At 66.7% G+C, this 21,190-nt stretch carries 18 protein-coding genes; 9 read left to right on the top strand and 9 right to left on the bottom strand.

Annotation, left to right across the window (positions count from 1 at the left end; genetic code table 11):
• Positions 1–866 precede the first annotated feature (866 nt).
• Positions 867–1,769, bottom strand: coding sequence for a LysR family transcriptional regulator (locus ToN1_RS01870; protein ID WP_169208498.1), 903 nt, complete (start codon positions 1,767–1,769; stop codon positions 867–869).
• 149 nt (positions 1,770–1,918) lie between these two features.
• Between ToN1_RS01870 and ToN1_RS01865 the strand changes: the two genes are divergently transcribed.
• The 7 genes from ToN1_RS01865 (at position 1,919) to speB (ending at position 8,882) form a co-directional block, all read left to right on the top strand.
• Complete coding sequence (locus ToN1_RS01865) at positions 1,919–2,065, top strand: hypothetical protein (protein ID WP_169208497.1); 147 nt, start codon at positions 1,919–1,921, stop codon at positions 2,063–2,065.
• Positions 2,066–2,090: 25 nt separating this feature from the next.
• On the top strand, positions 2,091–3,596 hold the full coding sequence (locus ToN1_RS01860; RefSeq protein ID WP_169208496.1) for an aldehyde dehydrogenase family protein: 1,506 nt from the start codon (positions 2,091–2,093) through the stop codon (positions 3,594–3,596).
• Between the two features lie 77 nt (positions 3,597–3,673).
• Entirely contained in the window at positions 3,674–3,847 is a 174-nt protein-coding gene (locus ToN1_RS01855) for a hypothetical protein (protein ID WP_169208482.1), read from the top strand.
• A gap of 1 nt (position 3,848) precedes the next feature.
• Entirely contained in the window at positions 3,849–5,348 is a 1,500-nt protein-coding gene (locus ToN1_RS01850) for a purine-cytosine permease family protein (RefSeq protein ID WP_169208495.1), read from the top strand.
• A gap of 13 nt (positions 5,349–5,361) precedes the next feature.
• Positions 5,362–7,047: a choline dehydrogenase gene (betA, locus tag ToN1_RS01845; RefSeq protein ID WP_169208494.1), complete on the top strand. Its 1,686-nt coding sequence runs from the start codon at positions 5,362–5,364 to the stop codon at positions 7,045–7,047.
• Between the two features lie 97 nt (positions 7,048–7,144).
• Complete coding sequence (locus ToN1_RS01840; protein WP_169208493.1) at positions 7,145–7,882, top strand: TorF family putative porin; 738 nt, start codon at positions 7,145–7,147, stop codon at positions 7,880–7,882.
• Between the two features lie 25 nt (positions 7,883–7,907).
• Complete coding sequence (gene speB, locus ToN1_RS01835; protein WP_169208492.1) at positions 7,908–8,882, top strand: agmatinase; 975 nt, start codon at positions 7,908–7,910, stop codon at positions 8,880–8,882.
• A gap of 90 nt (positions 8,883–8,972) precedes the next feature.
• Here the strand turns inward: speB and ToN1_RS01830 are convergent, their stop codons facing one another.
• From ToN1_RS01830 to ToN1_RS01800, 7 genes are all read right to left on the bottom strand, one after another.
• On the bottom strand, positions 8,973–9,560 hold the full coding sequence (locus tag ToN1_RS01830) for an RBBP9/YdeN family alpha/beta hydrolase (RefSeq protein ID WP_169208491.1): 588 nt from the start codon (positions 9,558–9,560) through the stop codon (positions 8,973–8,975).
• 33 nt (positions 9,561–9,593) lie between these two features.
• Entirely contained in the window at positions 9,594–10,895 is a 1,302-nt protein-coding gene (locus ToN1_RS01825; RefSeq protein ID WP_169208490.1) for an MFS transporter, read from the bottom strand.
• 115 nt (positions 10,896–11,010) lie between these two features.
• The gene (locus ToN1_RS01820) at positions 11,011–12,069 is read right to left on the bottom strand and encodes a beta-keto acid cleavage family enzyme (protein ID WP_169208489.1); all 1,059 of its coding nucleotides are present in this window, start codon (positions 12,067–12,069) and stop codon (positions 11,011–11,013) included.
• A gap of 55 nt (positions 12,070–12,124) precedes the next feature.
• Positions 12,125–13,063 carry a TauD/TfdA dioxygenase family protein gene (locus tag ToN1_RS01815; RefSeq protein WP_210147980.1) on the bottom strand — a complete coding sequence of 313 codons (939 nt, stop codon included), beginning with the start codon at positions 13,061–13,063 and terminating at the stop codon, positions 12,125–12,127.
• A 68-nt stretch (positions 13,064–13,131) separates the two neighbouring features.
• Positions 13,132–14,112 (bottom strand): quinone oxidoreductase family protein, encoded by a 981-nt coding sequence (locus ToN1_RS01810; RefSeq protein WP_169208488.1) that lies wholly within the window; start codon positions 14,110–14,112, stop codon positions 13,132–13,134.
• Positions 14,113–14,171: 59 nt separating this feature from the next.
• Complete coding sequence (locus ToN1_RS01805; protein ID WP_169208487.1) at positions 14,172–15,197, bottom strand: universal stress protein; 1,026 nt, start codon at positions 15,195–15,197, stop codon at positions 14,172–14,174.
• 31 nt (positions 15,198–15,228) lie between these two features.
• Positions 15,229–15,543, bottom strand: a complete 315-nt coding sequence (locus ToN1_RS01800; protein ID WP_169208486.1) for a Rieske (2Fe-2S) protein — start codon at positions 15,541–15,543, stop codon at positions 15,229–15,231.
• 231 nt (positions 15,544–15,774) lie between these two features.
• Here ToN1_RS01800 and ToN1_RS01795 point away from each other — a divergent pair, with 231 nt between their 5' ends.
• A complete protein-coding gene (locus tag ToN1_RS01795) occupies positions 15,775–18,480 on the top strand; it encodes a winged helix-turn-helix domain-containing protein (RefSeq protein ID WP_169208485.1) in 2,706 nt (901 codons plus the stop codon).
• Positions 18,481–18,521: 41 nt separating this feature from the next.
• Here ToN1_RS01795 and ToN1_RS01790 read toward each other — a convergent pair whose 3' ends face one another.
• On the bottom strand, positions 18,522–18,947 hold the full coding sequence (locus ToN1_RS01790; RefSeq protein ID WP_169208484.1) for a nuclear transport factor 2 family protein: 426 nt from the start codon (positions 18,945–18,947) through the stop codon (positions 18,522–18,524).
• Positions 18,948–19,425: 478 nt separating this feature from the next.
• Here ToN1_RS01790 and ToN1_RS01785 point away from each other — a divergent pair, with 478 nt between their 5' ends.
• The gene (locus tag ToN1_RS01785) at positions 19,426–21,072 is read left to right on the top strand and encodes a fatty acid--CoA ligase (RefSeq protein WP_169208483.1); all 1,647 of its coding nucleotides are present in this window, start codon (positions 19,426–19,428) and stop codon (positions 21,070–21,072) included.
• The last annotated feature ends 118 nt before the right edge of the window (positions 21,073–21,190 follow it).

Here is a 21,190-nt window from a genome sequence, read left to right as displayed (position 1 = left end):
ATTGCTGGCTGCGGTCCATCGGGGGGCTTGCGCCGTCACGGCCAACAAAGGGGAGTTCCGCCGGGGCGGTGAGCTATGTGTCGAGAATTGGCGAGGATCAAGGGTAAGCTGAAGTGACCGGAACGCCCGCTGCGGTTGTTGCCCCGCGTGGCCTCGTCGGGATGGCAAACCGTGGAGCTCGCGACGATTTTGCCTACGCATTTGTTGTCGTCTGGAGAGCTCGAATTTTTTCGTAAGATCGCGTGGCCGTTTCCCGCCGATACTGGCCTTTAAAGGCGATGTTCTTACGAAAAATCGAGTCTAAAGTATTGATTTTGCGGAATTGTAAGGTCGGATTGTGGCTCCAGGTGTCACCGGTTCGATCCCGGTATGTCGCCCCATATATTCAAGCACTTGCAGCTCTCGTTGAAGCCAAAAGGCATATTACCAAGAGCGATGCATGTGCTTGTTTCGGCTGAATTGAGCACTGGACTCGTTTCCCGGAGATAGGGGCATCGGTGCAATTCCGATCACGCAATGCTTACGGTAACCTCGGAAGCGTTTGCTGTTCCAGAGGCCATGCGTTCAGGCCGATTATCTCCTTGAGTACTTTTTTGGCATATGCCACATCTTTGCGGCTACCGTTCGCATCCCGCAAACCTTGCAAGATCCACGGACTGACCAAGCCGTCTTCCCAGGTGTCGCTTTTGAGTTCGTGACGCCAATCAGTCGATTCAGGGACGCAACGGTGTGCCGATCACGGAAGTGCAGCGGGAGAATGATCACGTGATCGCGCCACATCAATCTAACGACAGTTTGCTCGGCTTTAGGAGATGAAGGCCTGACTGCCTCAGGCTTGCTGGCTCAGCGCACCCGCGTTTCAGGTTTCAGCTGTCCCCAGGCCCCATCAACCCGTCGACGAAGGCCCTCAGCACGGCGGGCATTGCTTGACTGCGACGGGTAACGACCGAGAACGGCCATCGGTTTTCGAGGTCGCGCGCACGCAGCCGGCGCATGCGCCCGGAATCGACCCAACGTTGCGCGTAGTGCAGGGGCAGGAAACCGATGTAGGCGCCGGAAAGGATGAGGATGGCCTGCGCCTCGACGTTGTCCACGGTGGCCGCTGCCATGTTCGCCTTGAGCAGGCGCAGATCCCTTTCCTGCATATAAGCGCGCGCGACGACACGGCTTGTCGAGATCAACTCCAGTAGCGCGTCGCCGTCGTCGGGCGCGGCGTGGAGCGGATGGCCCCGGCCGCAGAAGAGGCCGTCGGCTTCGTCGTAGAGGGCGACGTAATCCAGACCCGCGACCTGCAGCGGGAAGTGGCCGATCGCGACGTGCAGGCGGCCGTCGAGGATGCGGGCTTCCAGTTCGGCCGGACTGCCGATGTAGATGTCGATCTGCACGTCGTGGCCGAGTGCGAGGAAGCGCTGCAGGGCGGGGAGGATCGGGGAGCTCTCGTCGGTGACCGTGTTGTCGATGAGCCCCAGTTGCAGGCGTCCCGCGATGCGCTGCGCGAGCACGCTCGTGTCCATGCAGAAATTTTCGACCGCGAGCAGCAGGCGCTGGGCCGCTTCATAGGTCGCGTGGCCGTGCTCGGTGAGGCGGAAACCGCTGCGTCCGCGTTCGCACAGTTTCAGCCCGAGGCGGGTCTCCAGCGTCGTCATCTGCTCGCTGATCGTGCTCTGGCTCGCATTCAGTGCCGCCTGCGCGGCGGAGAAGCCGCCGTGGCGGACGACCGCGACGAAAACCCGGACCAGTTTCAGGTCGACATCCTGCAGTTGCTTCATCGCTTTGCTCCGTGGGTTTCTTCGTAAATTCCGATGTTAACATCTTGTCGCGACTATTTTTCCGAAGCAAGAGCGGAAATATAGTCCGCCCATGCCCGACGCCGGTCGTCAGAACCGGGGCGGCGCATACCGAACGAGGAGACACCGCAATGCCCACCAAACCCGCCCTCGCGGCGCGTCGCAGCCAGCGCGCGCCCGCAACCCCGAAGTTCTTCCGCGTCGACCCGCATGCCGGCCAGTCGACGCTTTCGCTCGATCGTTTCCACTTCACCACCCGCCTTCGCGCCCACGCCTGAGCGCGCACAATCACGGAGACAACGCATGGACAGCATCGTCGAAACCTACCTGCAGCGCTACGGGGTGTCTCCCGCGGCGCAGCGATTCCTCAACAAGACGCAGAAGATGTACATCGACGGCGAGTGGGTGGCCGCGAGCGACGGCGCGACGGCCGAGGTGACCGAGCCGTCGACGCTCGGCTGCATCACGCAGATCCCCCTTGCCACCGTGGCCGACCTGGACCGTGCCGTTGCCGCCGCCCGCGCGGCCTTCGACACCGGACCGTGGCGCACGATGAAGCCGCTGGCGCGCGAGCGCCTGCTGCACCGGTTGGCTGACCTGATCGAGGCCAATGCGGGCGAACTGGCCGAGATCGAGTCGGTGGATATGGGCAAGTCGGTCACCAGCGCGCGCGACGTCGACGTGCAGGGCACGGTGGATACCTTTCGCTATTTCGCCGGTTGGGCGACGAAAATCCACGGTCGCACCGTGGAGCCGGCCTCGCTCCCCGGCGATTACGTCGCCTTCACGCGCAAGGAACCGGTCGGTGTCGTCGGGGCGATCGTGCCGTGGAACTTCCCCTTGCAGACGATGGCATGGAAGCTCGCTGCGGCGCTCGCCGCCGGCTGCACGGTGGTGGTCAAGCCCGCCGAGCTGACCTCGCTGTCGACCTTGCGCTTCGCCGAACTCGTCGAGGAAGCCGGATTCCCGCGCGGGGTCGTCAATATCGTGACCGGCACCGGTCGCGACATCGGCGCCGCAATGTCACGCCATCCCGGCATCGACAAATTGAGCTTCACCGGCTCGACCCCGGTGGGGCAGGAAGTGGGGCGTGCCGGGCTCGACAGCCTCAAGCGTCTGACGCTGGAACTTGGCGGCAAGTCGCCGGTGCTCGTGCTCGAGGACGCCGATCTCAAGGCGGCGGCGCGCGCGGTCGCGAACGGTGTGTTCTTCAACTCGGGCCAGGTGTGCGACGCGGGCACGCGCGTGTATGTGCAGCGCGATGTGCACGATGAATTCATGCGCGAACTCGTCGACGTGACGCGCACGCTGAAGATGGCGCCCGGCCTGGATCCCGAATGCTTCATCAGTCCGCTCGTGTCGGTCCAGCAGAAGCGCCGGGTTGCGAGCTACATCGACGCCGGGATCACCGAAAGGGCGGAGCTTGCCTATGGCGGGCGAGCGCAGGACGGATGCTTCGTCGAACCGACGATCTTCGCCCATACTCGTAGTGAAATGCGCATCGTGCGCGAGGAGATCTTCGGGCCGGTGCTGGTGACGGCGCCCTTCGACGATCTCGATGCGGCGGTGGCGGAAGCGAACGATTCGCCCTACGGGCTGGCCGCGGCGATCTACTCGAACGACCTCGGACGCGTGCATCGGCTGATTCCGCGCCTGAAGGCCGGCTCGGTGTATGTGAACGCGCACAGCACGATCGATCCGGCGATGCCTTTCGGCGGCTTCAAGCAGTCGGGCTTCGGGCGGGATCTGGGCGCCGAGCAGCTCGACTTCCTGACGGAAACCAAGGCGGTGTGGATCACGCTGCCCTGAACACACCGATAAACGCTGCGGCCGGACGCGCGCAAGAACAGAGACGCGCGCCGGCGGCAGGCGACGAGGAGACAAACATGCAAACGACAATGGATCGGGAGCGCGAACAGGATCTGGAGCTTCGCCTGCGCGCCTACGAGAGGCTGGCCGACCAGCCGTACTGGCCGGGCGCGATGACCGCGCTCGATTACTGCCTGGCGCTCGCGTTGACCGTGGCGCTGGTGATCGGCTTTTACATCTGGGGGGTGTGAGATGTCGAACGCCGAACTGTTCCGCCAGGCCGCCGAGCGCGGCGATACCCCGCTGCTGCCGGGCGAGCGCCTGTGGGGTTTCTGGGAATTTACGTACGCCAACTCGGCCCTCGCGATCGCGACCTGGGCCTTCCTGATCGGCGGTGCGACCGCGGCCTTCGTCGGGCCGCGCGAGGGCATCGCGGCGATCATCATCGGCAACATCCTCGGCGTGATGCTGGTCACGCTGCCGACCTGCCTGCCTTGTGGCAAGTACGGCGTCGAGCAGTTCACGCTCTTGCGCAGCACCTTCGGACGCAACGGCAGCCGGCTCGTGTATGCGCTGGCGGTCGTGCTGCTCACGCTCGGCTGGCTCGCCGTGCTCGGCATGATGTTCGGACGCTCGGTCGACGGCATGCTCACGCTGCTCAAGACCGGCGAGGCCGTCACCGAACCCGCAAACGGTTTGCTGGTGTCCGTGCTGGCCGCGGTGGCGATCATCGTGACCGGGTTCGTCGTCGCACGCGGGCCGACGTCGATCAAATTCTTCAACATGATCATGTCGCCCGCGCTGGTGCTGCTGATGTTCGTGATGATGTGGCTGATCCTCGGCCAGCATCAGCCGGCCGAGCTGTTGGGCCTGCCCGCGCTGGCACCGCCGACGGAGGACAAGCGGCTCAACTTCATGATCGCCGTGGAGGTGAACATGGCCGCCGGCTTTTCGTGGTGGCCCTACCTCGGCAACCTCGCGCGCCTGTCGAAGAACGAGCGCACCTCGTTCTGGCCCAACGTGGTCGGGGTGTTCGGTGCCGCGTCGCTGGGCGAGATCGTCGGACTGCTGGGCGCCGCTGCCCTGGGCAACGCCGACCCGACGATCTGGATGACCTCGATCGGGGGAGTCGCGATCGGCATCGTCGCGCTCGGCTTCATCGCCTTCGCCAACGTCACGAGCATGATCAACATCCTCTACACGTCGGTCGTGGGGCTGCGGCAGTTGGCAGGACCGGTGCTCGGGCGCCTGTCGTGGGACATGCTCGTCGCCGCCTTCTGTGTCGTGCCGCTCGTCGTGGCGTTCGCGGCGCCCGGCATCTACGACGGCTTCTTCATCTTCCTCGTGTGGACCTCGGCCCTGAACGCGACGCTCGCGGGGATCGGCATGGCCGACTATTTCGTGCTGCGGCGCCAGCACATCAGCCTGCGCGCGGTGTTCGCGTCGCCCGAGCGGAGCCCCTTCGCGTACTGGGGCGGCTTCAACCCGATCGCGCTGACGGCTCTGGTGGCGGGTTCGGCGGTCTATGTGTTCGTGTTCAACCCGCAGACGCTCGCAGCGGGCCCCGGCTTCACGTTGCTGTCGGCGTCGATGCCGGCCTTCGTCGCCGCGGCCGTCGTGCAGTGGGTGGGGACGCGGATGTTCGGCAGCCGGCGTTTCGGCGACTACGGCGAGCGCATCGCCTCCGGCGCCGGGACGACGGTCGAGTCGCTCGCGGTCGTGGAGCCCGCGGTCGATGCGATCGTTCGGTGACGGGGAGACGGACATGCAAGAAACTTTCGACTACATCGTCGTCGGCGCGGGCTCCGCAGGTTGCGTGCTCGCCGCACGACTCACCGAGGATCCGGACGTCAGCGTGCTGGTCCTCGAATACGGCGGCAGCGACCGCAGCGTGATCATCCAGATGCCGAGCGCATTCTCGCTGCCGATGAACACGCGCCGCTACAACTGGCACTATGAGACTGAGCCTGAGCCGCACCTGAAGGGTCGGCGCCTGCACTGCCCGCGCGGCAAGGTGCTGGGTGGATCGTCTTCGATCAACGGACTGGTCTATATCCGCGGCCACGCCTGCGACTTCGATGAATGGGAATCGCTCGGCGCCGACGGCTGGGGCTATCGCAACTGCCTGCCGTACTTCAAGCGCGCCGAGCACTTCAAGTTCGGCGGGGACGCCTACCGTGGCGACGGCGGTCCGCTGCACACCAACAACGGCAACAACATGGCGAATCCGCTCTACGGCGCCTGGGTCGAAGCGGGTGCGCAGGCGGGCTACATCAAGACCGAGGACTGCAACGGCTACATGCAGGAAGGCTTTGGCGCGATGCACATGACGGTGAAGGACGGCGTGCGCTGGTCGACGGCGAACGCCTACCTGCGTCCGGCGATGAACCGACCCAACCTCAAGGTCGTCACGCATGCGATGACGCGCGAGATCGTCATGGAAGGCAAGCGCGCGGTCGGCGTGTGCTATGAGACCGGCGGCGACGTGTGCACCGTCCGTGTTCGGCGCGAGGTGCTGGTCGCGGCGGGGCCGATCGGATCGCCGCATCTGCTGCAGCGCTCGGGCATCGGACCGGGCGACGTGCTGCAGCGCGCCGGCGTCGCGGTGCGCCACGATCTGCCCGGCGTCGGCGCCAACCTGCAGGACCACAGCGAGATCTACATCCAGTGGGCGTGCAAGGAACCGATCACGCTCAACGGCAGCATGGACCTGATGGGCAAGGCAGCCATCGGCGCGCGCTGGCTGATGAAGCGCGACGGACTCGGCGCGAGCAACCACTTCGAGGCGGGCGGCTTCATCCGCTCCGCACCGGGGCTGCGCTGGCCGGACATCCAGTTCCACTTCCTGCCGGCGGCGATGCGCTACGACGGCCACAAGCCGATCGAGGGACATGGCTTCATGGTGCTGACGGGGCCCAACAAGCCCAAGAGCCGCGGCCATGTCCGTCTCGTGTCGGCCGACCCCTACGTGCACCCGGAGATCCGCTTCAACTACCTGTCGCACGAAGCCGACCGCGAAGGCTTCCGCCGCTGCGTGCGCCTCACGCGCGAGATCGTCGGCCAGCCGGCGATGGACCGCTACCGCGGCGAGGAGCTCGCGCCGGGGCCGGACGTGCGCACCGACGACGAGATCGACGCCTTCGTGCGCGAGAACATGGAGTCGACGATGCATCCCTGCGGCACCTGCCGCATGGGCGAGGACGACATGGCGGTGGTCGATTCGAACCTGCGCGTGCGCGGCGTCGAGGGGCTGCGGGTGATCGACTCGTCGGTGTTCCCGACCGAGCCGAACGGCAACCTCAACGCGCCGACCATCATGGTCGCCGAGCGGGCTGCCGACCTCGTGCGCAGCAGGCCGATGCTCGCGTCCGCCGACGCACCGGTGGGCTTCGTCAAAGACTGGGAGACGAAGCAGCGCAGCCGAAGTCCGGTGCGTCGTGTAGCGGTCTGATCCGCATCCCCTGAATTCACCCCTTGCCGTACCCGCGGAGGAGGCCCGAGCGCCCCCTCCGGGGACCTCTACGCCCCTAATTCCGAGGAACTCACCGATGAAACTCCGCACCCTTGCCCGCGCATTGGGCTTCTGCGCCGTGCTGGCCGCCGGCCAGGCGCACGCCGACCTCGTCCTGAACGTCGCCGCCGTCAGCGAGTACCGCGCCCGCGGCCTGTCGCAATCCCGCTTCAATCCCGCACTGCAGGCCGGCGCGGACTACACGAACGGCGGCCTCTACCTGGGCGCCTTCGCATCGACGATGCAATGGATCGAGGACATCCCCGGCGGTGACGCCGTCTACGAGCTCGACCTCTACGGCGGCTACGCCGGGGAACTGACCGAAGGCATCGGTTACGACGTGGGCTTCCTGCGCTACATCTTTCCGAACAACAACCTCCATCCCGGTGCCGATACCACCGAGCTCTACGCGGCCCTCAGCTACGGCGTCGCGAAGCTGAAATTCAGCCGGACCGTCAGCAAGAACTTCCTGGCGATTCCCGACAGCGGCGAGAGCTGGTACGCGGAGCTCGGCGCGACGCTCGATCTCGGCGACGGCTACACGCTCGTGCCGCACGTCGGTTACCAGTACATCAGCGGACCGTTCTCGAGCGATGCGAGCTATGCGGACGTCGCGCTGACGCTCTCCAAGGATTTCGACGGCCTGGTGCCGAGCATCTCGTTGATCGCGACCGACGCGCAACGCGACTTCTACAACCCGGGTGCCGGGATGACCGGCGATTCGCGCAACCTCGGGCGAGCCGCCGTCGTGCTCGGCCTGAAATACAACTTCTGACCCCCGCTTCGACAGGAGACCGAACATGTCCAACAACGCTTATGAATCCGGCCGCCTCAACCTTCCCTTCGTCGGACACTGCACCTTCGCGAAGTCGCCCCCGTGCGTCGATTGGGACAACATCGATGCCGACGTCGCGGTGCTCGGCGCGCCCAACGACATGGGCACGCAATGGCGCTCGGGGGCGCGCTTCGGGCCGCGCGGCATCCGCGAGGCCTCGACGCTGTTCTCGTTCGGCCACGCGGGTGCGTACGACTTCGAGGACGACGTGATGTACCTGACGCGCGACGAGGTGCGTATCACCGACGTCGGCGACGCGGACATCGTGCACACCGACATGGCGAAGAGCAACGCCAACATCGAGCTCGCGGTGCGCAAGATCCTCGAGAAGGGCGCGATGCCGCTGGTGCTCGGCGGTGACCACTCGATCCACGCGCCGGTGATCAAGGCCTTCGAAGGCCGCGGGCCGATCCACATCCTGCACGTCGACGCGCATCTGGACTTCGTCGACGAGCGTCACGGCGTGCGCTTCGGCCACGGCAACCCGCTGCGCCGCGCGTCCGAGATGGACCACATCGTCGGCATGACGCAGATCGGCATTCGCAACGTCTCGTCGTCGAACCGCGACGACTACATGGCCGCCCGCGAAGCCGGTTCCCAGATCCTGTCGGTGCGCGACGTGCGCCGGCTGGGCACGGAAGGCGTGCTCGCGAAGATTCCGCAGGGCGTGTCGTACTACATCACGATCGACATCGATGGCTTCGACCCTTCGATTGCGCCGGGTACCGGCACGCCGAGCCACGGTGGGTTCCTGTACTACGAAGTGCTGGAAATCATCCAGGCGCTCGCGAAGCGCAGCCGGGGCAACATCGTCGGCATGGATCTGGTCGAAGTCGCGCCGGCCTACGATCCGACCGGCACGACCTCGATCCTCGCCGCGCAGCTGCTGATGAACAGCATCGGGTTCATCTTCCACGCGCGCAAGGCCGGGGACCGGTGATGGGACACGAGTGATCGCGGCGGGCTGCCTTCGATGAGGTGCCCGCCGTTCAGCGCGCTGTCCTGCCTCGCAGCAAGGAGCGCGCCCCCGCTAGGCGATGTGCGTCGCCTGCGTTTCCAGTTCCCGGATCAGGCTCTCCGCGAGCGGCCATTCGCCGAAGCCCGCAGCCGGATTGAGGTGGCCGACGGCGCCGATGTTCTCGAACCGGCTGCCCCAGGCGTCGGCGAGTTCGGCCACGCGATCGATGTTGCCGAGGGGGTCGTTCGTGCTCGCGACGACGATGCTCGGGAAGGGCAGGGGACTGCGCGGAATCGGCAGCCAGCCGTTGTCGCGCAGCGCCTCGGTGCTCGGATAGCCGGGCGGGAAGGGCGATTCTAGATCGGCCGGCGCGGCGAGCAGGGCGCCGAGGATAGTCCGGGTGTGCTGCTGTGCCCAATGCACGGTGATCATGACGCCGGCGCTGTGCGCGACGAGGATCACCGGGCCGTCGATGGCGGCCAGCGCCTGGTCGAGCGCCGCGACGCGGGCGTCGCGGCTCAGCTTGTCGTGCTCCAGCGGTTGGACCGAGCGCGCCGGCTTGCCTGCGGCGAGGAGCTTCTGTTCGAGGAGGGTCTGCCAGTGCTCGGCGACGTGGTCGCGCAGGCCGGGAACGATCAGGATGGTCGGGGTGGTCGTCATGTTCTTGTGCGTGGCGAAGGATGAGACGGGAAATCAGTGTTGCTGCGCCTGGATGCGCGCGAGATCTTCGGCGTAGTGGCGCTTGCCGATGGCGAAGGCGGCGACGGCCCCGAGGGCGACCAGCGGCACCAATTGCATCGCGTCCATCAGGCCGACGCGGTCGGCAATGAGGCCGGTGACGAAGGGGCCGGGGGCCAGGCCCAGAAGGTTGTTCGCGAGCGTCAGCGTCGCGAAGGCGGTTGCATGGATGGGGGCCGGGGTCAGGTTGGCGACCATCGCGCCGGCCGGGCCGGTGGTGCCGGCGACCATCGCCATGCCTGCGCCGAGGAGCACGAGCTGCACGGGTCCGGGCGGGAACTGGAAGGCGAGGAGCAGCAGCGCGGCCGAAGTCAGCGAATAGGTCATCGCGATCGTCCATTTGCGCTCCGTGTTGGTACGGCTGAGGCGGTCGGTGACGATGCCGCAGACGATCATGCCGACCGCGCCGATCAGGATGAAGGCAGCGGCGCCGACACCGGCCTTGTCGGTGGGCAGGTCGTAATAGCGGTTGAGGAAGCTCGGCAGCCATGCGAGCATCGACGCCATGATGAAGAGTTGCAGCCCGCTGCCGATGTAGGCGGCGATGACCGACACGGATGCGAACAGCCCGGAAAAGATCATCCGCAGGCCGGGGCGGGCGGTGCGCTGCGCGACGCGGCGCGTTCCGCCGTACGGGCACAGGCGGCTTTCACGGACGATGAGGGCGTAGAGCACGACGAGCACAAGTCCGAAGGCCGCCATCGAACCGAAGGCCCAGCGCCAGCCGAGCTGCGCGGCGATGATGCCACCGAAGGCCATGCCGACCACGGAACCGACCGGGCCGCCGGCCATGAAGGCGCTGCTGAGCGTCGAGCGCAGGTGCGCCGGGAAAATGCTCAGGATCAGCGCGATGCCGACGCTGCCGTAGGCGGCCTCGCCGACGCCGACACAGAAGCGGGCGATGAACATCTGGTTGTAGTTGGCGGCCAGCGCGCAGCCGAGGGTGGCCAGGCTCCACAGCGTGGCCATGAGGGTCACGCTCTTCACTCGGCCCCAGCGGTCGGCGACGACCGAAAGCGGGAAGGTCAGGAGGCCGACGAGCAGGGCGACGATGCTGCTGAGCGAGCCCAGTTGCGTGTCGGTGAGCGTCCATTCGGCCTTCAGCACCGGAAACACGGCGTTCAGGACCTGGCGCGACATGTAGTCGGACAGCAGCAGTCCGAAGGTCAGTGCGAACACGATCCAGGCGTAGGTGCGCGGAGCGGTCGGGGTGGAGGTCGATGCCTCCGGCAGGGCCTCTGCAATATACGCGGCCAAGCTTGTCTCCTCTTATTGGTGGCCGTTCCGGCATCGCGGGACGGCGCTTTATGCGGGCAAGGGGACGAAATCGCTCCCTTGCCCGTACTGCATCGGTATTACCTTGTGCCGAGAATCATGCTGCGTGCTGCAGGAAGCCGACCTGGCCCGGCTTGCGGTTGGGTGCGAAGCCGTTCTTCGCCAGGGTCTCGTCGGCGCCTTCGTAGAACTTGCCGATCTTGTAGATCTCGCGCGCTTCCTTGGCATTGGCGACGTCGCGGCCGAACTCGCGCGAGATGCGCACGAGCTGCTCGATCTGCTCGACGGAGCCCATCTTGCGGTCGCGGCGCTGGGTCCAGATGTTGTCCTCGATGCCGCAGCGCACGTGCAGGCCCATCGCGATCGCCATCATGTTGATCGGCAGCACGTTGAGCATGGAGGTTTCCAGCGTCAGTACGGCGCCGTCCGGGCAGGCGCGAACGAAGTTCGCCAGGTTGTAGATGTTCGGCGCATCGAAACCGCCACCGATCGCCACCCAGGTCAGGATCAGCGGCACGTTGCAGGCGCCACGGCGCATCATGCGTTCGACGGTCTCGAGCTGCGTGATGTTGGCGAGCTGGAAGTGCGTCTGGATGCCCTTCGACGACAGGCGACGGATGTGCTCCTCGACCCATTCCGGGCCGGCCGGAATCGTCATCTCGCGGTAGGCCTTGTACATCGCCGGCTCGCCGAGCGAAGTGCCGGCGACGTCGGCGGCGCACATCTGCTCGACCACGTTCATCTGGTTGGTGTTGATCGCAATCGTCACCTGGTCGGGCGTCGGCTGCAGCTCGGCGAGCATGTGGCGGGTGTCGTCGGAGAGCCACTTGGCCGCCTCGCCATCACCCTCGGGGGCGAAGGAGATCGAGCCGCCGACCTGCAGGATCATGTCCGGCACGCGGGCGCGGATGCCGGCGAGCAGTTCATTGAATTTCGACAGGCGCTTCGACCCGTGCCCGTCGAGTTCGCGCACATGCACGTGCAGCACCGTTGCGCCGGCGTTGTAGCAGTCGACCGCCTTCTGGATCTGTTCCTCCATCGTCACGGGAATGTCTTCGGGGAAGTCGGAAGGCATCCACTCGGGGCCGTAGGGCGCGGCGGTGATGACGAGTTTCTGCTGGTTTTCGGGGAACAGCGATCCGTCGAGGAAATTCATGTCAGGTGCTCCTTGCGGGGATGGGTAGCGATTGGGGGATTCGTGTCGGCGCGCTTCAGGCGCCGGGGCCTTCGAGGCCGTAGGGCTTGTCGCCGATGATGCCGGCGCGTTCCATCTTGCGATGGCAGGGCGCGTAGTCCATGACGGCGTAGTGCTGGGTGCTGCGGTTGTCCCAGATCGCCATGCTGTTGGGCTTCCAGCGCCAGCGCACCTGGTACTCGGGGACGAAGGCCTGGCGGACCAGGTACTGCATCAGCTCGGACGCGCCCGGGGCGTAGTCCTGGCCGAAGCGCACGTTGGCCGGGGTGTGGAAGTTGGTGAAGTGGGTCGTGAAGGCGTTCACGAACAGCACCTTCTCGCCGGTCTCGGGATGCAGGCGCACCACCGGGTGTTCGGGGTCCGGGTACTGGGCCTTCAGCGCCAGGCGCTTCTCGATCGGCATCGCCGCGCCGAAGCTCGCCTCGATGCTGTGGCGGGCGCGCAGGTGCTCGATTTTCGCCTTGATGTCCTCGGGCAGGCGCTCGTAGGCGAGCACCATGTTGGCCCACATCGTGTCGCCGCCCACCGGCGGGCACTCGACGCAGCGCAGCACGCAGCCCATCGGCGGCGCCTCGCGCCAGGTGGCGTCGGTGTGCCAGGCGTTCTCGTAGCGGTCCATCGGCTGGTCGGGCGACTTGTAGATCTGCACGAGGCCGGGGTGTTCCGGGTGGCTGCCGGCCACGGGGTGGTCTTCGAGCCTGCCGAAACGCTCGGCGAAGGCGACATGCTCGGCGCGGGTGATGTCCTGATCGCGCAGGAACAGCACCTTGTATTCGAGCAGCAGGGCCTTGATCTCGGCGAACAGCGCCGGGTCGCGCGAGGCGTCGCCGAGGTTTACGTTGACCAGCTCGGCGCCAATGCTGGCGGTGAGCGGCTCGAACTTGACCGAGCTGTTCAGCACGCTTGGCCGCACGAAGGCCGGCGCTGCGGGTCTGTCCTGGGTCGTCTGATTCATGAAACCTGTCTCCTGTGTGTCCGTGGGTTCTCGTTATCTCTCTGCGGGACGACTTTTCTTGTATTCGTTCAGACCGTGAAGATCGACGAGCCGATCGTCCTGCCGGCTTCCATGTCGTGGTGCGCCTGCACGGCGTCCTGCAGCGCATAGCGCTGGTTGATCTCGATCCTGATGCGGCCGGCGGCGACGTGGTCGAAGAGCTCGCCGGCGAGCGCGTCGCGTTCTTCCGGGGTGGCGATGTAGTCGGCCAGCGCGGGGCGGGTCAGGTAGAGCGAACCCTTCATCGCCAGCAGTTGCGGGTTGAAGGCATCGATCGGGCCGGACGCGGTGCCGAAGCACACCATCAGGCCACGGCGCTTGAGTGAGGCGAGCGAGCCCTCGAAGGTCGTCTTGCCGACGCTGTCGAACACCACCGAGACGCCGGCGCCGTTGGTGATTTCGCGTACCCGCGCCGCGACGTCCTCGCGACGGTAGAAAATCACGTGGTCGCAGCCGTGCGCACGGACGATCTCCGCCTTCTCCTCGCTCGACACCGTGCCGATCACGGTGAGACCCAGCAGCTTCGCCCACTGGCATACGATCAGCCCGACGCCACCCGCCGCCGCATGCAGCAGGATCGTGTCGCCCGCCTGCAGCGGCCAGATGCGGCGCATCAGGTAGGCCGAGGTCAGGCCGCGCATCGTCATCGCCGCGGCCGTCTCGCACGAGATCGCGTCCGGCAGCTTGATCAGCGGCGCGGCGGGGATGAGGCGTGCGGTGCTGTAGGCGCCGAGGGTATTCACGAAGCCGGTGTAGGTGACGCGGTCGCCTTCGGTGACGTTCGTCACGCCTTCGCCGACCGCCTCGACCACGCCCGCGGCCTCGACGCCGAGGCCGTTGGGCATCGGGATCGGATACAGGCCGGTGCGGAAATAGGTGTCGGCGAAGTTCAGGCCGACGGCCTCGTGGCGCAGGCGGACCTGGCCCGGGCCGGGGGCACCGACTTCGACGGATTCCCAGCGCATCACTTCCGGCGCGCCGGTCTCGTGGATTCGAATCGCATTGGCCATGCTGTGTGCTCCTTGCTGCGGCGCGAAGTGCGGCCGCGGTATGTTTTAAGTAAAGCTCTTTATTGCTTCGCGGGCGAGGGCGCGAGATTCACGATGCGCGAGAACAGCCGCTTGAATTCCGCGTCGGTGTCGCGACCGAAGCGCGGATCGCAGTTTTCGGAGAAGGCTGCGTTGATCTCGTCCCAGTCCTCCTGAGTGAGGTAGCGCTGCGCGGCGGGCAGGATCACGCCTTCCTCGCGCCCCATGTGCTCCCAGATGAAGAGCGCGTAGCGGCTCACCGCTTCCTTCACGCTCGCGAGGTCTGCCTCGCCGGCCGTATGGCGGTCCACCGCTTCGGCCAGTGCATCCACCAGTTGCAGGTCGCGCTCGTGCTGGCGCTCCAGTTCGTCCAGTTCGGCGTTGCACTGCGAGGTGCGTTCGCGCAGCTTGCGGAACAGGTAGTCCTCTTCCTTCGGGTGGTGCAGCGCGACCGGGAAGGCCTTGATGTAGTGAAGCATCGCGCGCATCAGTTCGTCGCGCGAGCCCTCGGTCGGGCTGCCATCCGTTTCCAGCAGGTGCAGCCAGGCGTGCAGCACCGCGGCGAGCGAACGGTGTTCGTCGCGGATGATGCCGATCGCCTGCGAGGTGGCGGGCGGGCTCGACGTCGCTGCGACCAGCACCGGGATGCCCGCATTCACCAGCACTTTCAGCGTCTGCGAACCCAGCATCATGCCGATGCTGCTGCGCCGTCCGTGCGAAGCCATGTAGATCAGGTCGCAGCCGGAATCCTGTGCCGCGGCGATGATCGCGCGCCAGGGCGAATCGCTGACTGCGGTGGAGGAATCGCACGGCACACCGAGCGCCCGCGCCGCCGATTCGGCCTTCGCCAGCAGTTCGCGGGCGCGCCCCTGGTAGGCGTAGGCGAAGTCGGCCGGCGAGGTCAGGCGCACGATCTCGGATTCGCCCCCGAACGCCGCCGCATGGTTCGGCTGCGCGTGGAAGAAGGTGATGCGGGCACCGAGGCTGCGGGCGAATTCGACGGCGTTGCTGACGGTTTCGGTCGCGAGATCGGTACCGTCGATGGGCACGAGCAGATGGCGATACATGGCTACTCCTGGAGGCTGGGCGGGTGGGGACTCAGGCGGCGCTGTCGGGCGCGACGCGCACCCTGCCGTCGACAATTTCGACCGGATATTTCTGTACCGAAATCTCGGGGGCCACGAGGAGCGCGCCCGTCGTGACGTCGTACTTCCATCCGTGGGCCGGGCAGGCGACAATGCGGCCGCACAGCTTTCCGCCCGCGAGTGCCGCGCCGGCATGACGGCATGCGTTTTCGATCGCATGCACCACGCCATCGACATTGAACAGCGCAAGGTCGCGACCGCCGGCACGCACGGCCAGCGAGTCGCCCGGGGCGATGTTTTCCACTGCGCAGACATCGACGTATTGCATCCGCTTCTCCTCGCATGGGGGATGACTTGAAACGGATGGTAGAGAGGGGGCCCAAGGGCCACCCCCCTCGTATAAGGGGGGGAGGCCCCCCACGGGGGGTGTGCCTATAATTGCCCACCCCTCGCCGGAGCGTGGGTATAAGCTGCAATGGCGCCCTGTGCGGTGCTCTCCGCTATCCGGAGGAGCGAACGCCGTGGCGTATGAGCCGGATCCAAACCTGTCGGGACGCCCATGACCTCTGCGATCGGCGCTGCCGCGCTGCCGGAACTCGTTCTCAAGACCACGCCGCCTCGCGCGCCGCGCCATCTGCTGCTGCGCCCCCGGCTCAGTCTCGACGAAGAACAGTTCCGCGACCGGCAGGTGGTCGTCGTGCAGGCCCCGCCGGGCTTCGGCAAGACCTCGCTGCTCGCGCAGTGGCGGCGCGAGATCCTCGCGCGCGGCGCGGCGGTCGCGTGGATCTCGGTCGACGAACATACCGACCCGCAGCGCCTGCTGCAGAGCCTCGTGCAGGCCGTGCGCTCGGGCTGCGGCCGGCCCGCCTTCGGCCGTATCCTGATCGAGGGCGCCGGGGCGTCGGCGAGCGAGCTCGAAGGCGTCACCGCCTGGCTCGCCGAAGTCGCTCAGACCTCGCTCGACCTTGTGCTGATGGTGGACGAGGCGGAGCGCCTGCCCGAAGCCTCCTTCGCGTTGCTTTCCTACCTGCTGCACAACGCGCCGCCCAACCTGCGCCTCGTCGTCGCCGCGCGCAGCGGCTTCGAGCACGAGGTCGCGGACCTGTGCTCCTACGGCTATTGCGTCCTCCTCGGCGCGGAATCGCTGCGTTTCCGTCTCGACGAGACGCTCGACCTCGTGCGCAACCGCTTCGGTACCAAGGTCGACACCGACACCTGCGCGCGCATCCACGAGATCATCGAAGGCTGGCCGCTGGGCCTGCAGCTCGCGCTCGCGGCTCTCGAAAGCGGCGGCGACCCGCGCCTCGTCGTCGATGCCCTGGCGGCACGCGCCGGCAGCCGCCAGGACCAGCTCCTCGGCGGCCTGCTCGCCAAGCTCGCGCCCGACGACGCGGCCTTCCTCATGCGCATCTCGGTTGTCGACATGCTGCACCCCGACCTGTGCGGCGCGCTCACCGGCGTTGCCGATGCGGCCGAACGCATGGCGCGGCTGATGCGCGACATTCCCATCTTCGCCGTCGGCGACGACGGCGAATGGGTGCGCCTGCACACGCTCGCCCGCGACGCCCTGCGGGCCCGCCTTGCCGAACTGCCCGCAGCCGAACAGGCGGACGTGCACACCCGCGCGATGCGCTGGCTCGAAGCCCACGGAATGCTCGAGGAGGCCGCCCGCCACGCGCTCGCGGCGGGCGAGCGCGACGTCGCCTTCGGCCTCGCCGAGCAGTGCCTCTACGAAGCCGCGCTGCAGGGCCAGGTCGGCATGGTGCTCGACTGGGTGGAACTGCTGCCCGAAGCCGAACTCGACAAGCGCCCGCGGCTACGCCTCGCCGCCGCCTGGGTGCTCGCGCTGAGCGAACGCCACGACGCGGCCGAACGCCTCGTCGCGCGCATCCTCGAGGGGGCGGACGTCGACCTCGGCCTGCGCTACGAATGCGCGCTCATCGGTAGCGGCGCCGCCTATTACGGCGACGAGCCCGACCGCTGCATCGCTCTCTTCGAACCCTGGGCGGACGCGCCTCCCGCGCGCGAACCGCGGCTGCTGCAGATGCATGCCAACCGCCTTTCGGTGCTCGCGATCCTGCGCGGCGACCCGGCACTCGCGCGCCGTCACCAGCAGCAGGTGCCGCGCGGCGAATACGGCGTCGCCTATGCCTACTCCGCACGCTGGGGCGAGTTCATCACCGGCCTGAGCTACCTGTGGGAAGGGCAGGTGCGACTTGTCGAAGAGGTGCTGCGCCCGGCGCTCGTGCACGCCGACGAAGCGCTCGGCCGTCGCCATCCGCTGTCGTGCATGCTCGCCTCGCTGCTGGCCGCCGCGGCCTACGAACGCGACCGCGTCGACGAAGCCGCCGCGCTGCTCGCCAACCGCCTCGACGTGCTGGAACGCACCGGCACCCCCGAAACCGCGCTGCTCGCCTACCGCACGGCCGCCCGCGTCGCTGCCGCGCAGGGCGTGGAGCACCGCGCGCTGGACCTCCTCGAGACCCTTTTCGCGATCGGCGCCGCGCGCAACATGCCGCGCCTGTGCGTCGTCAGCCTCGCCGAACAGGCCCGCATGCACGCCGGCCGCTTTCGCCCCGAAACCTGCCGCGCGCTCGCCCAGCGCGTCGACGACATCCTCGCGCGCGAGGAGGGCAAACACGGCCCCGTGTGGCAGCGCATGGTGGAACTGCAACGAACGATGGCCCACGCCAACGCCGCCATCGCCGCCCAGGACTGGCGCAGCGCCCGCGATGCCCTCGAACGCGCCGCGCCCTTCGCCGAAGGCCTCAAGCTCGGCCGCGCCTACATCGAGAACATGGCGCTGCGCGCCTGGGTGCTCGACCGTTCGAGCGAACACGGCCGCGAGCTGCTGCGGGAAGCCATGGATCTCGCCCACACGTACGGGCTCGTCCGCGTCTTCGTCGATGCCCACCCCGCCATCGCCGACTGGGCGCGCAGCCTGTCCGTAGACGTATCCGGCGATCCCGAACCCGGCCGCAGCATCGCCGTGGCCCGCGTCCTGCGTCCGGCAACGCCCACGCCCCCCCGTGACGCCGCCGGTCCGCGTGCGATTCCGAGCATGGTGCTCACGCCCAAGGAGCGCGAAGTGCTCGAACTCCTCGCGCGCAACCTCTCCAACAAGGAGGTCGCGCAGGCGATGGGCGTCGGCGAGGAAACCGTGAAGTGGCACCTCAAGAACCTGTTCGGCAAGCTCGATGCTGCGAACCGCAAGCATGTGGTGCGGCGGGCGCAGTTGCTGGGCTTGCTGGAGGGGGCCGAGTAGCGCTCAGCCCTCACCGGTCGGGGCGCTTGCCCCCCCGTGGCTCAAGAGGTTTGCGGCATGCTGTGCCACCAGATGCGGGCTTCGGAGCACAACGAGCCCGCGAATTTCGCGTGCAGGATTCCGTCGAGCACCATCCGCGGCAACGGATCTCCGGGGCGGCGGGCGACCAAGTTCGTACCGGTCGACTTCGCCCAGATCTGGAACAATTCCTCCGACGCGACCTGGTAGGTCGTGTGCCAGTGAGCAATGCCGGAGTCTCCGGTGTTGGCGAGAACTTCGTAGGTGACCTGCACATCCTCCTGCAGTTTCACGCGCTCCCAGTACGCGGCCAACTCGGCCGGCCCGCGCTGCACTGCGAAGGGGGTGTTGTGGTAGGCCCCGTCGGGTGTGAACAGGGCGACAAATCTCGCTTCGTCGCGCGCCTCCCAGGCGGCCTTGTACCCCTGCATGAACTCTTCGATGCCCATCGTGGTTCCCCTGCAATTGTCAGTAGCTCCATCCGGTCGGGCGGCGTTGCGACCTGAGGGTCTCCGGTTGGAAGACGTCGCTGGCAAGTCCGATACCGCTCGCTTCGGGACAATAACAATATCGTGTGCAACCACAACGGTTGCTGTCGGACAATTGCCCTATGGATATATTGATATCTTCCGCCGCCGTTACGCCGGAGATTCTACGCCCGGCTCATTCGAATTGTCGGCCTCGATACACAGTGCCGATGTGCGCCGCTGGCGGATCGCGCGTGCTGATGGCGGGCCGCCCGACAGCTCTCCACGCTTTCCCTGAGCCGGCCCTTGCTCCCCCTCGCCACAGGGGGGGAGGGCGCGCCAAGCCTTCAATAAGCTTTCTCCAGTCTGTGCGATCGCGTACAGGGGCTATGCTGATCTTGCGCCCCGATCCGCTGATCGCACACCGGTTTCATCTCGAACAACCATGACGGAGACAACCATGCCGGACAATACGATCGTCGCCACGCCTTCGGCCTATACCTACCCGCTGCTGGTGAAGCAGCTGCTGCTCAATTCGGTCAACCTGCATGGCGACCAGGAGATCACCTATCGCGGGGAGATGCGCTACACCTTTCGCGATTTCCGCGCGCGCGTCGGCAAGCTCGCGTCGGCGCTGACGGCGCTGGGTGTGCGCCACGGCACGACGGTGGCGGTGATGGATTGGGACAGCCATCGCTATCTGGAGAGCTACTTCGGCATCCCGATGATGGGCGCGACGATGTTCACCGTGAACGTGCGCCTGTCGCCGCAGCAGATCGCCTACACGCTCAACGATTCCGAGGCGGAGGTGGTGCTGGTGCATGCGGACTTCGTGCCGCTGCTCGAGCAGCTGAAGCCCGAATTGAAGAACGTGCGGCAGATCGTGGTGATGGCCGACGGGCAGGCGGTGCCGGCGACGTCGCTCTCCTTTGCGGGTGAGTACGAGGCGCTGGTGGAGGCGGCGTCGGCGGATTTCGAATTCCGCGATTTCGACGAGAACACGAAGGCGGCGACTTTCTACACGACCGGCACGACGGGCGACCCCAAGGGGGTGTGCTACAGCCACCGCCAGATCGTGATGCACACGCTGGGCACGGCCCTGAGCCTGACTTCGCAGCCAGAGGGGCAGCGGCTGCATCGCGATGACGTGTACATGCCGATCACGCCGATGTTCCACGTGCTGGCGTGGGGCGTGCCCTACATCGCGATGCTGCTGGGCCTGCGGACGGTGCTGCCGGGGCGCTACGTGCCGGACCTGCTGTTGAAGCTACAGCGCGAGGAGAGGGTGACCTTCTCTCATTGCGTGCCGACGATCCTGCAGATGCTGCTGCAGGCGCCGTCCGGGGCGGATCAGGATCTTTCCGGCTGGAAGATCATCATCGGCGGTTCGGCGCTGTCGCCGGTGCTGTGCCGCGCGGCAGTGGAGCGGGGCATCGATGTGTTCGCGGGCTACGGGATGTCGGAGACGGGGCCGGTGGTGGCGCTCGCTCAGCTGTCGGCTGACGACGTAACGGCGGATCTGGGCGAGGAGGTGCATCTGCGCTGCCTGACGGGTCGGCCTGTGCCGCTGGTGGACTTCCGCGTGGTCGATGCCGACATGAACGACGTGCCGCGCGACGGCAAGACGCAGGGCGAGATCGTGCTGCGCGCGCCCTTCCTGACGCAGGGCTATTTCAAGAAACCGGAGGCGTCCGAGGAGCTGTGGGCGGGGGGCTACCTGCACACGCAGGACGTTGCGGTGGTGCGGCCGGACGGCTTCGTGCAGATCGTCGATCGCATCAAGGATGTGATCAAGACCGGCGGCGAGTGGGTGTCGTCGATCGAGGTCGAGGGGTTGATCGGCGAGGTGCCGGGCGTCCAGGAGTCGGCTGTGGTGGGCGTGCGCGACGAGAAATGGGGTGAGCGCCCGATGGCCTACGTGGTGTGCAAGCCCGGGGTGACCGTCGATGTGGAGGCGATCCGCCTCCATCTGCTGGGGCTCGTGGAGTCGAATCGCATCAGCAAGTACGCGGTGCCGGATGCCGAACGCATCGTATTCGTCGCGGAAATTCCGAAGACCAGCGTCGGCAAGATCAACAAGAAGGTTCTGCGCGAGCGGACTGCCTGATTTCCGTCGCCAATAGGCAGCACTGTGGGGGGCGTTCGGGCCCCCCGGTTTTTTTCACCCCCCGAGCGCTACCCCCCACACCCCCCTTACCCCCCGTCGCTGGGGGGAAGGGTAGGCT

Origin of the sequence: Aromatoleum petrolei (assembly GCF_017894385.1) — a bacterium.
Taxonomy (GTDB): Bacteria; Pseudomonadota; Gammaproteobacteria; order Burkholderiales; family Rhodocyclaceae; genus Aromatoleum; species Aromatoleum petrolei.
The sequence above is the reverse complement of the archived record's forward strand: the minus strand, read 5'-3'. Positions and strand labels throughout refer to the sequence as shown.

Coding starts and splice junctions, on each gene's coding strand:
- ToN1_RS01840 (WP_169208493.1), top strand. CDS start 7,145: ATGAAACTCCGCACCCTTGCCCGCGCATTGGGCTTCTGCGCCGTGCTG.
- ToN1_RS01850 (WP_169208495.1), top strand. CDS start 3,849: ATGTCGAACGCCGAACTGTTCCGCCAGGCCGCCGAGCGCGGCGATACC.
- ToN1_RS01815 (WP_210147980.1), bottom strand. CDS start 13,063: ATGAATCAGACGACCCAGGACAGACCCGCAGCGCCGGCCTTCGTGCGG.
- ToN1_RS01855 (WP_169208482.1), top strand. CDS start 3,674: ATGCAAACGACAATGGATCGGGAGCGCGAACAGGATCTGGAGCTTCGC.
- ToN1_RS01795 (WP_169208485.1), top strand. CDS start 15,775: ATGACCTCTGCGATCGGCGCTGCCGCGCTGCCGGAACTCGTTCTCAAG.
- ToN1_RS01820 (WP_169208489.1), bottom strand. CDS start 12,069: ATGAATTTCCTCGACGGATCGCTGTTCCCCGAAAACCAGCAGAAACTC.
- ToN1_RS01800 (WP_169208486.1), bottom strand. CDS start 15,543: ATGCAATACGTCGATGTCTGCGCAGTGGAAAACATCGCCCCGGGCGAC.
- ToN1_RS01860 (WP_169208496.1), top strand. CDS start 2,091: ATGGACAGCATCGTCGAAACCTACCTGCAGCGCTACGGGGTGTCTCCC.
- speB (WP_169208492.1), top strand. CDS start 7,908: ATGTCCAACAACGCTTATGAATCCGGCCGCCTCAACCTTCCCTTCGTC.
- ToN1_RS01870 (WP_169208498.1), bottom strand. CDS start 1,769: ATGAAGCAACTGCAGGATGTCGACCTGAAACTGGTCCGGGTTTTCGTC.
- ToN1_RS01830 (WP_169208491.1), bottom strand. CDS start 9,560: ATGACGACCACCCCGACCATCCTGATCGTTCCCGGCCTGCGCGACCAC.
- ToN1_RS01805 (WP_169208487.1), bottom strand. CDS start 15,197: ATGTATCGCCATCTGCTCGTGCCCATCGACGGTACCGATCTCGCGACC.
- ToN1_RS01790 (WP_169208484.1), bottom strand. CDS start 18,947: ATGGGCATCGAAGAGTTCATGCAGGGGTACAAGGCCGCCTGGGAGGCG.
- betA (WP_169208494.1), top strand. CDS start 5,362: ATGCAAGAAACTTTCGACTACATCGTCGTCGGCGCGGGCTCCGCAGGT.
- ToN1_RS01810 (WP_169208488.1), bottom strand. CDS start 14,112: ATGGCCAATGCGATTCGAATCCACGAGACCGGCGCGCCGGAAGTGATG.
- ToN1_RS01865 (WP_169208497.1), top strand. CDS start 1,919: ATGCCCACCAAACCCGCCCTCGCGGCGCGTCGCAGCCAGCGCGCGCCC.
- ToN1_RS01785 (WP_169208483.1), top strand. CDS start 19,426: ATGCCGGACAATACGATCGTCGCCACGCCTTCGGCCTATACCTACCCG.